Origin of the sequence: Paenibacillus sp. S02, assembly GCF_019454065.1 — a bacterium.
Taxonomy (GTDB): domain Bacteria; phylum Bacillota; class Bacilli; order Paenibacillales; family Paenibacillaceae; genus Paenibacillus; species Paenibacillus polymyxa_B.
In genome coordinates this window covers 971,354-985,482 of the sequence record NZ_CP073682.1, presented here as the reverse complement: position 1 = coordinate 985,482, position 14,129 = coordinate 971,354, and the positions used below count along the sequence as shown (strand labels likewise).

Below are 14,129 nucleotides of genomic sequence, written 5' to 3'. Positions count from 1 at the left end.
TCATTTCAATTAACACCAAACTGTATATACTTGAATTATCGGAATAATATCCCTAGGATTGAATAAAGACAGCAAAAAAAGTAGTTTTAGATTACGATTCCATCCGTAAAATTGTCATTATTTTAAAGGCATATATCCCGATCTTTTAAAATGGTTTTCATTGGGAATTAAATTTCCAGCATTTTTTCATTACTAAATTTTCTGATGCGAGCATCACAATAAAAAAGATAACATCATGTATAAAGCACCATACACAATGTTATCTCTTCTTTTGTTTTTATTGGCTATCTCCATCATCTGTTGATTCTTTGTTGCCAGCACCATTAAAAACATAATAATAACCTTCTGAAATCCCATCTTGCGGATAAGCTGCAGGATCTTCGCTGGTTACTTGACCTACAAGCTCCCGATTGTTAAACGTGTGAGGGCCTTCCTCTATTAACGCTTCAGCAGACATCCCACTGATAAGTCTTACGGTACTGGACCAGAATGTAACTAAATATATATCGTCGGCATTAAAATGAAAGCGTCCCTCACTGGGTGTCCCCTCATAAAACAGCTCAGACAAAGAAGCCGCTTCTGACCCTCTCATAAAAATTTGAATATCACTAGTTCCATTCCATCTATGAGGAATTCCGCCTCTGGGATTTATATACTCTACAACCTCAGGCTCTTGATCGCGTAGAAAATCAGTAACTGTATATTTGTACACATCATCCGTTATACTTTCGGTTACAACTCCAGTTGTCTTCCCCGTTTTATAGCCGCTGAAATCTCCATACACATTTGGGGTTTGACTTAAAGCTGCAAAAAACCTTTCCTGATCCATATATTCGACTCTTCCAGGTACCGCAGTCAATCTATATGTCTTGACCTCAGTTCCCTTGTACTTATCCCAAGTATATTCTGTAGCTGCATAAGATACTCCACCGTTCCAGCTCACAGATGCCACCATGAGAATACCAATCATCAATAATAATGGCCATTTTTTCAACACCATACCCTCAACCTCTTTCTCCAAGTACACTCAAATCATTAATAGCATTATAGCTTTTCAATAATTCTATTAACAGTTAAATATTAGAAGAAAATAAGTTCAATCATAAATACTTGAACATGGAATGTATGAGTATACCTTCGCATTCTCTGTTCTTCGCTTATCGGGTACCATTCTTCCTCCTTTTTTTGTATTCATTTGAAGATCCACGGTCTGACCTTTAAAATATATAATGTACTAGGCATTATAAAGGAAGGGTGAACTTATCTATGTTTAAGAAAATGGATATTTACCGAATCCTCACTTTAATATTTGCTGTAGTTGTTATATCTCTTCCTTTTTATCACTCGCATACCCAGACACCTACGAGGACTTATACAAAGTCTCACAATTTTTTTTAGCGTTTATGTTTTTATTTTCGGGAATTACAGAGTTTAAGGCCAATCGTAAGAGTGTAGCAATAATAAACTTCTCAGTTTTCGTTCTCACTTTTTTTGTGTCTATATTTACACTTGTAGTGCGAACAGGATAACCACACGGTTCTATACCTCAGTAACAACCCTTCCATAGCCCCTCCCTCGTCATGTAAAAGAAAAGCCGAGCGAACTCAGGATCATCTGAATTGCGCTCGGCAAATGTTACGTATTTAGCAATCTTTTAGTTTTCCTCTAATTCTTCAATTCTCTGCCGCTTTCCTATGCCAAAGACAAAATATCCAATAATGACGATCGCCATGAATGTTGCTCCGACAATCAACGACAAGCGTGTGTCTGGATTAAACCACATTCCAACGATCACCAGCAACAAGAAGACAATGGTGATGTAATTACTGATCGGAAAAAAACGAGACTTAAAGGTGTGATCCTTCATTTCGTCCTTCCACTTTTTCCTGAATTTAAATTGACTGATGGCTAATGCAAACCACGGTACCATGCCTGGAAGAACACTGGCGCTGTAAATATACAGAAACAGTTTGGAATCAGGCATTAAATAGTTAAATAACACCCCTACCAGCAGCAAGGAAATGGTCGTTATTATACTATTTCTAGGGACGCCGCTTGGAGAAACTTTCCCGAAAAACTTAGGAGCTTGTCCGTTCTTAGCCAACGTGTATAACATTCTTCCCGCGCTGTAAATACCACTGTTACAGCCGGACATCGCTGCTGTAAGAACAACAAAGTTAATGATACCCGCAGCGGCCACAATTCCTACCTTGGCAAAAGTCAGAACAAATGGACTGCCGATCTCGCCTATTTGGTTCCAAGGATAAATCGTAACAATGACAAAGATTGCACCCACGTAGAAAATCAGAATACGCCAGATGATGTTTTTAATGGCTTTTCGCAGTGTCGTTTTCGGATTTTCAGCTTCACCTGCCGTAATACCCACCATCTCTATCCCTTGGTAAGCCGCTGTTACAATGCAGAGTGCAAATAGAAACCCTTTCAAACCACCTGCAAAGAAGCCGCCATGGCTGTACAGATTGGATAGACCTATCGGTTGTCCACCGTTACCGAGTCCAAAGAAGATTATCCCCGTACCAACTACTAGCATGAAGATAATGGCGACAATCTTAATCATCGCAAACCAAAACTCAAATTCCCCATAAAATTTCACAGCCGCCAAATTGGCCAATGCAATAATAATTACACCTGCCAAAGCCGGCAACCATTGCGGGATATCTGGGAACCAGTAGCCCACATATACCCCAATCGCAGTGACTTCCGCCATCCCTACGGTAACCCACAAAAACCAATAGCTCCAGGCGGTCAAGAAACCGGCTAAAGGGCTGATATATTTATGAGCAAATGTAGCGAATGAGCCTGTCACCGGTTCAAGAATCAGCATTTCCCCCATGATCCGCATGACAAAAAACATAATAATCCCAGCTAAGAGATAAGCCAGCAGCACTGAGGGACCTGCCCATTTTATCGTACTTGCCGATCCCATAAACAAACCGACGCCAATCGTACCTCCAAGCGCAATCAACTCAACGTGCCGTGGCTTTAGCCCTCTCGTTAATTGTTTCGATTCCAAAAGAACGCTCCCCTTCGTATATGTTCATCATCAAACGCTAATGATCCGGAAAACTGTCCCCAAACATTATTAACTTTTCAGACTGACGTGGTCCTGAGTGAACGACTACAAAGTAGTTCCACGATTCGTAAATATACAAGAAAACCACGTCCTATTTACCGTCCAAACCTTACTGTTTCTAAGACCGAGTCCGTAGCATTAGATGCATTGTATGACAAAAAACGCCTAAATACAACTGCTAATTAGCAGACATTTTTATGCATGAAATGGAAAGGAAGGCTATTCATATTTTCTGAACAATGGTCAATTTAATGCAATGCATTAGAGTGCTAAACAAACATATTTCTTCAATGATAAATATCACGATATTAAGTCTATTTGAAATCTGAGATGAAGATATAACTGGTCAATGGATTGATGCAAATGGCGGATCTCATCTATAAAATTGAAGGGTTCAAAGTCTAGCTGAAGATCAGGCTTTTGAACCCACTTATTCAATGATGAATGAATATGTATTTATTTGAGATTTTTTATAAAATTTTTTTGATCCTTGGTAAACATATAGCCACGTCGTTCATAGAACCTGTGAGCCTGTATCCGACTTGGGTGAGATAACAGTTTGATCCCAGAAAATCCATGGGACTTTCCCCACTGTTCAAGACGCTCAATCAACATGCTACCTACACCTTGATTTCTATACTTTTCTTTAACAACAAATCCTAGTACGTTTACCAAAGATTCAGAAAAAAGTAATTCATATGGGTTTCCATGAATATAACCTAATACCTCGTTATTTTCTTCATAAACAAAGATCACGTCTTTTGATTCCTTTATAATCATTTCAATCTTCTCTTTTACTTTTTCTTCAGGAAATAGATATAGATTGGGATTAAAGTCTTGGTTCAACAAATAAATATCATGATAATCAGATACCCTAATTTCCCTAACATTTTTTTCTTTCACTTTTGAAATGCCTCCTATTTTCATCATACGATGCTTTATGTCTAAACTCATTAATCCTCGCAATCTTGACCGTTAAAACAATTCAGCATCCCAATAAATGCTTCAAGTTTGGAATCCTCCCATGTTGAAATGCGTTGATAAAACTCATTTTCTTTTTCTTTTAAAGCTTCCAAGGCTTTTTCACGACCATTAGCTGTCAGGGATATCAACACTCCCCGGCGATCCTCAGGGTGAGTTTCACTTTTTACATAATTCAAGTGTTTAAGCTGAGTAACAAGTCGACTGACAGAACTTCGATCCATAGCGGTGGATTCCGCCAAAAATGTAGCGCTTGCCGGGCCGTACGAAAGAAGACAGCGTACGATCAGAAAAGCCGCCGGTTGTAATGATGGATCGAAAAGTGCCGCAGTTCTTACATTGAGTGCATGTGACGCGCTTATAAGTGCATTAAGTTGTTCACCAAGATTCAGCTCTAATTGCTCTCTTGTAGAATTTGGATGTTGATTTTTACTATCCATATGTCTCCACCTTATTTGAATGAGTTCGAATATATTTGACATATATCAATCAAAATACATATACTTGATATATGTCAATCATATTTCCAGCTTTGATAAGTGTCAAGCAGAAGATCTAGAGTATAAAGCATCCACAACCGTAAAGCGTAGACATGAATAAGCATGTAATTGGATCGAGAATTTGGAGGATGATGTATATGTCGACATACCCGATTATTGTAATCACTGGTGCTACTAACGGTCTTGGACAATGGGTAGCAATTGAATTAGCCCAACGCGGAGCACATCTAGTCTTAACAGCCAGAAATGAAAAGCGTGCTGAAACGACTAGAAATATTCTGAGAGACCTGGCGCCAAGTACAAAGGTAGACTTTTTTTTCGGGGACCTGTCTCTTATGAAAGATGTCAAACGTATTGGGGATGAAATTAAAGCTAATTATCCAAAGATTGATGTATTAGTGAACAATGCTGGATTACATGGATTTGAACAGCGAATAACCTCAGAGGGTTTGGCAGAAATGATAGCAGTAAACTATCTTGCCCCGTGGCTGTTAACGCATACACTACTCAATTCACTAATGGAATCCACAAATGCTAGGATCGTCAATGTAGCTTCTGAAGCGTCACGCAACCATGGTGAATTAAAATTACCGGAGGATTTAATAGATACATCTGCATTTACCGCAAGAGGTTCATCTAAGATATACGGAAAGACTAAACTTCTTAATATCATGTTTACAGAAGAACTTGGACGTCAGTTGGATGGAACTGGGATCACAGTTAACGCACTTAATCCAGGATTTAACGTTACCGGCCTTGGCCGTGAGTTAGGATTTTCTTCGGTACTTGCAAAAATATTGAACGCTTTGCATATCGGAGACCCACGGAGAGGAGCAGAAATTATTGTTCGTTTAGCAACAGAATCCCAATATCAAGAAGTGACAGGTGGATATTTTAATGTTGGCACTGGTAAGCCGATTGTGCCGACATATCCTGGTGGGGATAGCAAGATGCAACGCCTACTTTGGAGTACTACAACCGAATTGTTACGGCAAAAAGGGGTTATGGAATGAAATAGGATCTAATATCGAACAATGCTCCTCCAACAAATGGTTCATTTTGTAAACTAAATCTCTCTTTTAACCGATAAATACATATGCTGGTTCTGTACTTAAATATCTCCTCCCATCTTTAAATATTCAAGTACAAACGCGCATTTTTCCTAAAAGGGGACTTTCTATGAACTATCTAGACGAGCATATACTTAGCCTCAAAGCTAAAATGATGGATCAAAAGACAACTAATAACGGTAATGTGAAATCCATCTCAGCTCAAACTCAGAAATCGGAACAGGACGGTTCCATGTTTGAAGAAACAAAGCTACTTCATATTGAAAATGATTATCTCACGTTGGAGCCCATTACAATACTAGACGGAGAGATTGGTTTCTACATCCCCAAGTCCTTTACTCCTATGCCAATGGAGCAAGCTATAATCAAATATCCTTCAGAGCATCGACCAAAGGTCATTTATACCTCATCTGAGGGGACCATCAATATCACTTTTAATCCTACAGATACCGCTCTGGAAGCGGAAGCGTTGCCCGATTTTGTAGAGCAAATGGCGGATATTTTACGGTCTGTACAACCGATTCGCAACTGGCTAGGTACCGAAATGGTCACCAACGGTTCCGGACTTTCAGTTGGGCAGATTCGTTTTGTGGCGGCGGGAATCGACGGTAATCTATACAACGAAATGCTGCTCTTCATCCATAATGGACGAGTTGTCATAGGTTCCTTTAGCTGTCTGGAGGTAGATCTCGAAGTCTGGTTACCTGTAGCAGAATACTGGGTTCAATCCCTTTCTGTCCTTCCACCCTCCATCTATTCTACAAATGAGAAAGGAATGATTACACCATGAGTCTGGGATACGATCAAATTCAAATTCACCCTTATGAACAAATTGATCTGGAGGAGCTTACCTTAACGAAAAAAATTAACGAGCATACTCGGCTTTATTTTACAGGTATTATCCCCGAAGACTTGCAAGACAGTTACGTGGAAACGACAGAAAAAAATACCATCATCGAAGTCAGCCAACAAGATGAATCTGGAGCAAGCAAGCCGCTATTTAGTGGGATTGCCCTCTCGGTCGAGGTAAAAGTCGTGCGAGGTGTGTACTATCTGGAGGTGGAAGCTATTTCCCATACTTACCGGATGGACATGAAGCAGCGTACTCGTTCTTTTCAGTATACGAAAATGACGATTCCTCAAATGCTGGAGCACATAGGTAAGGACTATGAAGGACTGGATGTGATCGACGGGGCTACTGGAGGAGAAGCCATCGGGCGGCTTGCCATTCAGTATCAGGAGACAGACTGGGCATTTTTAAGACGCATAGCCTCCCGTTATCATACAAGTCTGATGCCTGTAGCCCGTTTTGACAGTCCCAAATTTTATTTTGGTATTGAGGACAGCCCTGCACAGGCGATACTGGATCATACCCGTTATACCGTACGTAAGCAGTTGCTACCTTTTCGTTATTTTCAGGAGAATGAGCAAACCAAACTCAGTGAACACGATTTTATTTTTTATGAGGTAGAAACGGATGAGGTACTCGACTTGGGCGCTCAGTTGAATTTTCAGGGGCATAACCTATATGTGATGGAAGCCTACACCGCCATGAGTCAAGGACTGCTGCGGCATCAGTATGTGTTGGGTTCTTACCAAGGATTTCGGCAAAAAAGCTACTACCAGGATAAGCTGGCAGGAGCCTCATTAAGCGGTGTTGTGCTGGACGTACGTCAGGATCAGGTGCGCATTCATCTGGATTGTGATGAACAACAGGACACAAACCAAGCACACTGGTTCAACTATTCTACTGTGTACAGTGGCGGTGGCCATACCGGCTGGTACGTCATGCCAGAAAAAGGCGATTCAGTTTCCCTCTATTTCCCCGGTAGTCGGGAAGAAGACGGCGTTGCAGGTAGTGCCGTGAGACGGGCAGATCGCAAGAGTACGCATAACCATTTTTCCAATCCGCAAATGAAAATATGGCGTACCCCGCATGGCAAGGAAATTCGACTGGGACCAGATGAACTGGTCGTTACAGGTAAGGACGGCGCTATTTATATCAAACTGGATGATAAAGAAGGCATTCATATTGCGAGCAGCAAACAGGTGAATATTACGGCGGGAGGCAATCTCAGCCTGTCTGCGGGGAAGACGATGAGTCTGTCCGCAGGTAGTCAGCTCCGTATGGATTGTAATGGCAGTCATATTGAATTAAGCGGATCGGCGGATATGAAAGGCAGCGAAGTGAAGTCGAATTAAGGATGATTAGAAATGGAAAAGCAAACAGATGTGTTAGATCAGCAACAAGCGGCTCTTCATCAGGCTTGGTCTTTCATTCGCAAAGAATGGGCGTTGAAATGTAAATCAACACAAACACAAAGATTACAGCATCTAGTAGAACATTTTCGCGCCTTTTGTGAGCTGGTTCGGCAAAAACAACTCACAGGTCGTAAAGGTCATATCGGTTACATCACCTACTCTATGCTGCGCACCACATGGCTTGAACAGAAGCCCGTTTATCTTGTTGAAGCTACGGATGCCTTATGGATGCTTGATGCTGAGCCCGTTCAGTTGGAGTACGATGCAAGTTGGATTTTTCTCTATTGGACTCAATTACGTGAACAGCTTGGGGCTGAAACTTTGAAGCAGCAAGTCTCCCTTTCCGAACTTGAATTGGAACAGATCATGCTGGAAGCAGCGGGATATCTTCATACGATGATCGTTAGTCTGGTTCGTCAGGCTATGAAACAAGCAGTCGACCTACCAGAGTTTGAGACGTTGGATCGTGAAGAGGCTTTTGAGATTCGCGTCGGAGAGTATATGGATCATAGTGTCTCCGTGTACCGGGAAGATCGAAGACCCATGGATGCAAACATAATAAAGTCTTGGCTGGAGGAAAAAGAAGATTCGGCCTACAGCTACCAAGCACTATCTCAAGTTCAACTGTCCGATGGAGATTACAGCTCCTTGGATTTTCGCTATACAGTCTTTCGCCAGATCGGGATGAAACAAAGTCGATTGCATCACTGTATCCTCGTAGGCACGGTATGGCAAGAAGCTCAGCTAGATGGAACCGACTTTTCGCACAGCCTGCTTCACGGAGCCGATTTCAGTGGCTGTTCCCTGCAAGAGGCTGTACTGGACGAAGTTATAAGCAATAGTGAATATGGATCGGATGCTTGGCTGGATTGGGAACCGTTAGGATTGGATGGAGTGAATTTTACAAGAGCTAATTTACAGGGAGCTAGTTTTCAACATGCACAGCTTCAAGGAGCTACTTTCCAAGATGCCGCGCTGCAAAGAGCTTTATTTAACAGCGCGGATCTAACAGGTGCCTGCTTTGTAGGAGCCGATGTTACTGACGCTTCGTTTGTAGGTGCATGTTTAGTAAACGCTAATTTTACAGGAGCAAAACTACACCGGGCAATCTTTACAGATGACCAACTAAGCGAAGCTATTGGCCTTGCTGCTGTGGAAACGCCCCTGGCTACACAGATAACAGATGCAATGAGTAAAGGGGAGTGGATGTCATGAGGTATTACCGACTCATGGTGGACGAGCGCGTAAAGCAACGGGTGGAGACTGCGCCCCTGTCTCCCTTGCAGGTGGAGGATATCCTTTCGGGTCATACCCTTCAGGCGGAGGATACTCCCCTGTTTTTAGCAGTACATGCAGATCCACGAACCGTATATCCGGATTTTCTGGAGTTCCCTTTGCCACTGGTTTCAGACTCCATGAAAGCCCTGTTGGAAAAATATATGCCGCAGCTGGAATGGAAGGCCGCTATACTTACCGATTTTCAGAAAGCCAGGCAGGATGTGTACTGGGTACTGCGTCCACCTGTGGTGGATTGTCTTTCCTCACAAACCGAGTGGTATCCCGACCACACCTTGAAGCAATTGATACTTAAACACAGGAAAATCGAATCGTCTATATTTCGGATTGCCGGCTTGTTGGAAGCACATATCTATATCAATCTCGCGGTAGCGGAAAGTCTACTGCGTCGTCCATTTATAGGTGTTCGTGTGCAAAAAGTAGAGATGGCCACAAAGGAGGAATAATCCGTATGGAGGAAACAAGTGTGCAGCCTGGAACAGGTGCGAAAAAAAGCTATGTCGTGGCAGGTGCGATTTTAAGCTGTAGTTACGGTACACAACCTACGCGTTTGAAGCGCCCTTTTAGCCATGGGGTGTATGTCAAAAATAAAGCTCAGATGAATATTGGAGATTATGTGCCCGGAGTGAACATAAAATCTTTTGGGAATTGCTCCAGTCCGCTGAATCCGGCCGTGCAAGCCAGTGAGATGGTCGATATTTATGGGGTGAAAAAGGCCCCGTGTATTCCTGTCCTTACAATGCCTTGGCTGAACGGAAAAAGCGACATGCGCATCGAAGGCCAGCCTGCTCTTACGCAGAACTGTACGCATCAATGTCTTTATTGCGGGCACATACAGATCGAAAATGACGGTCAGGAGCTGGATTAATCAGGTGCAACCTACCACTATAAAAACAAAATGCGTTGGTGAGAGATTGGCTATCTTCTCCACCAACGCATAATATAGGTTATCTTCAAATAGTTCGCTCCACATCAGGTACCGCAAAAGGTTCGGTAAGGACGGGTGGATTCCTCAGGCAAAGTAGAGTAAATTTCCTGTTTGGTAGAGTATGCATAAGGGTTCGAAAGAACTTCAACAAGCTGCTCCATCACACGGTAGTCTTCTCGTTCCACCGCAGCTTCCAGTGCTTCTTCTACCCGGTGGTTGCGTGGAATGATTGCAGGATTGCTGCTGCGCATCAGCTGATACGAGGAGGCTTGTGATTCCTGCTGTCTGCCCAGTCTCGCCTGCCACTGCTCGTGCCACTGGGTGAATTCCGCAGCGCTGAACAGAACCGTATCTTCCAGCTTGTTCAAAGTTAGGGTACGGAAGGTATTGGTGTAGTCGGCACGATGCTTCTGCATGATACTCAGAAGATCCTCAATAAGAGATTCATCCTCCTGCTCTTCGTTAAAGATCCCCAGCTTCGCCCGCATTCCTCCAAGCCAATGATGGTGAAACATTTTTGCGAAATCTGAAATTGCATGCTCAGCTAGTGTGACAGCCTGCTCCCTGTTGTCATGCAGCAGTGGCAAGAGCGTCTCAGCAAATCTCGCGAGATTCCACGCAGCAATATGCGGCTGATTGGCATAAGCATAGCGTCCCTGCCTATCGATGGAACTGAACACCGTCTCAGGATCATAGGTATCTATGAAGGCGCAAGGACCATAATCAATGGTTTCTCCGCTAAGGGTCATATTGTCGGTGTTCATCACCCCGTGAATAAAACCAACTAGCTGCCATTTGGCAATCAGTTCGGCCTGTCGCTTAATCACTTCCTGAAGCAGTGAAAGGTAACGGCTTTCGTCATTGGCAACTTCCGGGTAGTGTCTTTCCAATGTATAATCAGCCAGAGCATGGAGATCTTGGGACGTGCCCCATGCTGAGACGTATTGAAAGGTTCCGACGCGAAGATGACTGGCAGCCACACGGGTCAGAATGGCTCCGGGCTGCTCGGTTTCCCGGATGATCGACTCACCCGTGGATACCACCGCCAAGCTGCGGGTGGTAGCAATACCTAGCGCATGCATCGCCTCACTGATAATGTATTCGCGAAGCATCGGACCAAGTGCGGCACGGCCGTCACCACCACGGGAGTATGGCGTTCTGCCTGAGCCCTTGAGCTGAATATCAACCCGTTCACCCAAGGGATTGATCTGTTCGCCAAGCAGCAGAGCACGTCCGTCTCCTAACATGTTAAAATGCCCGAATTGATGCCCTGCGTAAGCTTGAGCAAGAGGCGTAGCCCCTTCAGGAACCTGGTTGCCGGCCAGCTCCGCTACGCCATCATTCCCTTGCAGCGCCGTGCCGTTCAACCCCAGTGATGCTGCCAACGGATGATTAAGAATGATCAGCTTTGGTGAGCGGACAGGAGTTAGATTGAGCTTTGTAAACAATGATTCCGGCAAACGAGCGTAACTGTTGTCGAAGTTCCACCCTATTTTATCTGCTATTTCTTTTTTCTCCGTCATAGTGTCTCCTTTTCTGCTGCGGTATCTTAGGTTTTCCCATTTTAGTTTTTACTTCTGCCCATTTATTATCCAATTATGAAACATGGAACATAGAATATGCTTTTTTATTATAATCGATTATCAAACATTAATTGTATTTGAATACCGAACGGGTCTTCAATAATACCGTAGGCTTGGCTAAACACATTATTAGATAAAGGCACAATAATTTTCACGCGATCATCTGTAATTAAGCTATCATAAAAACGTTTAATTTCTTCTAGGTCAGCACTTTGAATACATAATGAAGTATTATTCCCTACTGTATATTCTTCACTGGGATTCATTGTATCTTCTGCTATCATTACTTTTGTTTTTCCGATGGATAAGACTGAATGAGAAATATAATTTTTATTTTCATCCGTAAGCTGTATGGAGCTGTCACGTTGGGCCATGTCTTGATAGGTAACAAGAAACAATTCCTCTGCGCTGAAGTGTTTTTTGTAAAATTGTATAGCTTCCTTTGCCTTTCCGTTCATGGATAAGAAAATAGCTACTTCCAGTGTTGTACTCATGGTATCAATCTCCTTTTATATGTGTAGATATCTTATGAATTTGAAATATTCCCTTGAACTTATTATCATATAAAAAGGTATCAAAACATGACACCTTTTTAAGGAGATTTAGATGAAAAAATCGGAAAGATTAAATGATATGATCAGATACTTAAACAGTCGAGAGTTCTTTAATTTAAATGACCTAATGGATAAATATCATATTTCAAAAAGTACAGCTCTACGTGATATTAATTCATTAGAACAATTAGGTATGCCTATTTTTTCGGAACATGGTAGACATGGACGATATGGTATCTTAAAAAATAGATTGTTATCCCCTATTATTTTTACGATGGATGAGGTATATGCTCTGTACTTTGCAATGTTGACGTTAGAAGCTTATCAATCCACCCCCTTTCATTTAAGTGTTAATAAACTAAATGAAAAGTTTGAACACTGTCTTTCTAAAATACAAATAAACCAGATTCATAAAATGAAAAGGGTTCTACAATTTGAAGTATATCAGCATAATCATGTTAGTCGTTATTTAGATAAAATTCTAACAAGCATTCTTAATGAGAGTACCTGTAAAGTTAATTATGTAAAAAATAATCAGAAAAAAAGTTACTATGTTCAATTTTTCAAAATTTCCGCTAAGTTTGGTCAGTGGTATGCTACTGGAATAGAGTTAAATACGAATAAATATAGAGTTTTCAGATGTGATCGAATAACCTTTTTACAAGAAGCGGAGAACAATTCTCGCTTTTCTATAGATGAACTCCTTAGTCGTTCATTAGAAATGTATCAATCCGAGAAGAGCATTGACTTTGAAGTAGAGATTTTAGAACAAGCAAAGGATATTTTTTATAAAGAACATTATCCTTCAATGAAAATAGAAAATGGTGATAAGACAGTTATTAAGGGATTTTATAATCCTGGAGAAGAGGAGTTTATCGCTCAATATTTTATGAGATATGGTCATTATGTAATATCAGTGAAGCCTGAATCATTAAGACAAATGATCCAAGATAAAGTAAAGAATCTCTTATATCACTATCAAAAATTATAAGATCATCGAAGGTTTGTTCAAAATTTTCTCTACATTCTTGTAAAGAAAAGGAACCTTCAAGCTCCTTTTCTTTACTAGCTATGACATTTGAATTATGGCTTCCGTTTGGCGATAACAGCATAGGATACCGTTCTTGTGAATCCAGATGGATTCCATGCAGTAAATACCCATCTGTCTTCAGCCGCGGAATAATTATTGAGAAGAAACCCTTGTTCATTACCAGAGAAAGTCCATGCACCGCTAATCAGATTGTAGGCGTTACCGTTAATCGTAGTGCTTCTAAAGCTATTAGGAGAAATAGTGATCGGTGCGAAAGTGAATCGTGCGAATCCATCTCCAAGTTGAGTTACACGAATGGCTTTTTTAAGATTCATAATCACGTGACTATTTTTTTTTAGTTTTTTTCCCAACTTTGCTTCTGTCTTTTTAATTTTCATTAAGGTTGCCTTTCTCAAAGAAATCATCTCCTTAATTGTTTTACTTATAGTTAATGATGGAGTAGATACTTTTGAATGGACAAAATCCCCGGTAAATTGGCTTGATTTTCTGGAGGTGCTGAAACAAAAAGCCCTTCCTTAAAATAAAGGAGGGCTTGATACCGCTACTTCTCAAATTTTCCGTTCCTATACCGATTTTGTTAAGCCGATATGGGTGATCATGGTGTCATACGGTTCTAATTCCATGGTTTGTTTGCCATATTCCGTATCAATCGTCGTTCTTTGAAGTTGATCGCTATTGTTAATAACAACCAATATTTTACTTTCTGGATAATAAGCACACTCTGTATATAGGTTATCTGTAATGTACTTCGTTTCATGTAACTCATTGCCCGCAAACCGAATCATATTCAGCAGCAACCTTGTGTTTTCC

At 41.5% G+C, this 14,129-nt stretch carries 16 protein-coding genes; 8 read left to right on the top strand and 8 right to left on the bottom strand.

What is annotated here, in order from left to right; genetic code table 11:
- Window positions 1-277: 277 nt before the first annotated feature.
- Window positions 278-1,000: a hypothetical protein gene (locus KAI36_RS04455; RefSeq protein WP_220027064.1), complete on the bottom strand. Its 723-nt coding sequence runs from the start codon at window positions 998-1,000 to the stop codon at window positions 278-280.
- 403 nt (window positions 1,001-1,403) lie between these two features.
- Between KAI36_RS04455 and KAI36_RS27095 the strand changes: the two genes are divergently transcribed.
- Complete coding sequence (locus KAI36_RS27095; RefSeq protein WP_230486263.1) at window positions 1,404-1,529, top strand: hypothetical protein; 126 nt, start codon at window positions 1,404-1,406, stop codon at window positions 1,527-1,529.
- A gap of 125 nt (window positions 1,530-1,654) precedes the next feature.
- Here KAI36_RS27095 and KAI36_RS04445 read toward each other — a convergent pair whose 3' ends face one another.
- From KAI36_RS04445 to KAI36_RS04435, 3 genes are all read right to left on the bottom strand, one after another.
- Window positions 1,655-3,034: an amino acid permease gene (locus tag KAI36_RS04445; protein WP_220027063.1), complete on the bottom strand. Its 1,380-nt coding sequence runs from the start codon at window positions 3,032-3,034 to the stop codon at window positions 1,655-1,657.
- A gap of 516 nt (window positions 3,035-3,550) precedes the next feature.
- Window positions 3,551-3,997, bottom strand: a complete 447-nt coding sequence (locus KAI36_RS04440; protein WP_220027062.1) for a GNAT family N-acetyltransferase — start codon at window positions 3,995-3,997, stop codon at window positions 3,551-3,553.
- Between the two features lie 50 nt (window positions 3,998-4,047).
- Complete coding sequence (locus KAI36_RS04435) at window positions 4,048-4,515, bottom strand: MarR family winged helix-turn-helix transcriptional regulator (RefSeq protein ID WP_220027061.1); 468 nt, start codon at window positions 4,513-4,515, stop codon at window positions 4,048-4,050.
- A 197-nt stretch (window positions 4,516-4,712) separates the two neighbouring features.
- Here KAI36_RS04435 and KAI36_RS04430 point away from each other — a divergent pair, with 197 nt between their 5' ends.
- The 6 genes from KAI36_RS04430 (at window position 4,713) to KAI36_RS04405 (ending at window position 10,071) form a co-directional block, all read left to right on the top strand.
- The gene (locus tag KAI36_RS04430; RefSeq protein ID WP_220027060.1) at window positions 4,713-5,588 is read left to right on the top strand and encodes an SDR family NAD(P)-dependent oxidoreductase; all 876 of its coding nucleotides are present in this window, start codon (window positions 4,713-4,715) and stop codon (window positions 5,586-5,588) included.
- Window positions 5,589-5,754: 166 nt separating this feature from the next.
- Window positions 5,755-6,435 (top strand): hypothetical protein, encoded by a 681-nt coding sequence (locus tag KAI36_RS04425; RefSeq protein ID WP_220027059.1) that lies wholly within the window; start codon window positions 5,755-5,757, stop codon window positions 6,433-6,435.
- Window positions 6,432-7,847, top strand: coding sequence for a phage baseplate assembly protein V (locus KAI36_RS04420; protein WP_220027058.1), 1,416 nt, complete (start codon window positions 6,432-6,434; stop codon window positions 7,845-7,847). Before KAI36_RS04425 ends, KAI36_RS04420 begins: the two co-directional genes overlap by 4 nt.
- 12 nt (window positions 7,848-7,859) lie before the next feature.
- A complete protein-coding gene (locus KAI36_RS04415; protein WP_220027057.1) occupies window positions 7,860-9,122 on the top strand; it encodes a pentapeptide repeat-containing protein in 1,263 nt (420 codons plus the stop codon).
- On the top strand, window positions 9,119-9,649 hold the full coding sequence (locus tag KAI36_RS04410; protein ID WP_220027056.1) for a hypothetical protein: 531 nt from the start codon (window positions 9,119-9,121) through the stop codon (window positions 9,647-9,649). The genes KAI36_RS04415 and KAI36_RS04410 overlap by 4 nt, the downstream gene beginning before the upstream one ends.
- 5 nt (window positions 9,650-9,654) lie before the next feature.
- Window positions 9,655-10,071, top strand: a complete 417-nt coding sequence (locus KAI36_RS04405) for a DUF4280 domain-containing protein (RefSeq protein ID WP_220027055.1) — start codon at window positions 9,655-9,657, stop codon at window positions 10,069-10,071.
- 104 nt (window positions 10,072-10,175) lie between these two features.
- Here KAI36_RS04405 and KAI36_RS04400 read toward each other — a convergent pair whose 3' ends face one another.
- Both KAI36_RS04400 and KAI36_RS04395 read right to left on the bottom strand, forming a co-directional pair.
- The gene (locus KAI36_RS04400; RefSeq protein WP_220027054.1) at window positions 10,176-11,654 is read right to left on the bottom strand and encodes a protein adenylyltransferase SelO; all 1,479 of its coding nucleotides are present in this window, start codon (window positions 11,652-11,654) and stop codon (window positions 10,176-10,178) included.
- A 107-nt stretch (window positions 11,655-11,761) separates the two neighbouring features.
- Complete coding sequence (locus KAI36_RS04395; protein ID WP_220027053.1) at window positions 11,762-12,208, bottom strand: VOC family protein; 447 nt, start codon at window positions 12,206-12,208, stop codon at window positions 11,762-11,764.
- Window positions 12,209-12,320: 112 nt separating this feature from the next.
- Between KAI36_RS04395 and KAI36_RS04390 the strand changes: the two genes are divergently transcribed.
- A complete protein-coding gene (locus tag KAI36_RS04390; RefSeq protein ID WP_220027052.1) occupies window positions 12,321-13,259 on the top strand; it encodes a helix-turn-helix transcriptional regulator in 939 nt (312 codons plus the stop codon).
- Between the two features lie 92 nt (window positions 13,260-13,351).
- Here KAI36_RS04390 and KAI36_RS04385 read toward each other — a convergent pair whose 3' ends face one another.
- On the bottom strand, window positions 13,352-13,723 hold the full coding sequence (locus KAI36_RS04385; RefSeq protein WP_233901821.1) for a hypothetical protein: 372 nt from the start codon (window positions 13,721-13,723) through the stop codon (window positions 13,352-13,354).
- 159 nt (window positions 13,724-13,882) lie between these two features.
- Window positions 13,883-14,104, bottom strand: a complete 222-nt coding sequence (locus KAI36_RS04380) for a 1,3-beta-galactosyl-N-acetylhexosamine phosphorylase C-terminal domain-containing protein (RefSeq protein ID WP_258382245.1) — start codon at window positions 14,102-14,104, stop codon at window positions 13,883-13,885.
- Window positions 14,105-14,129: the final 25 nt, after the last annotated feature.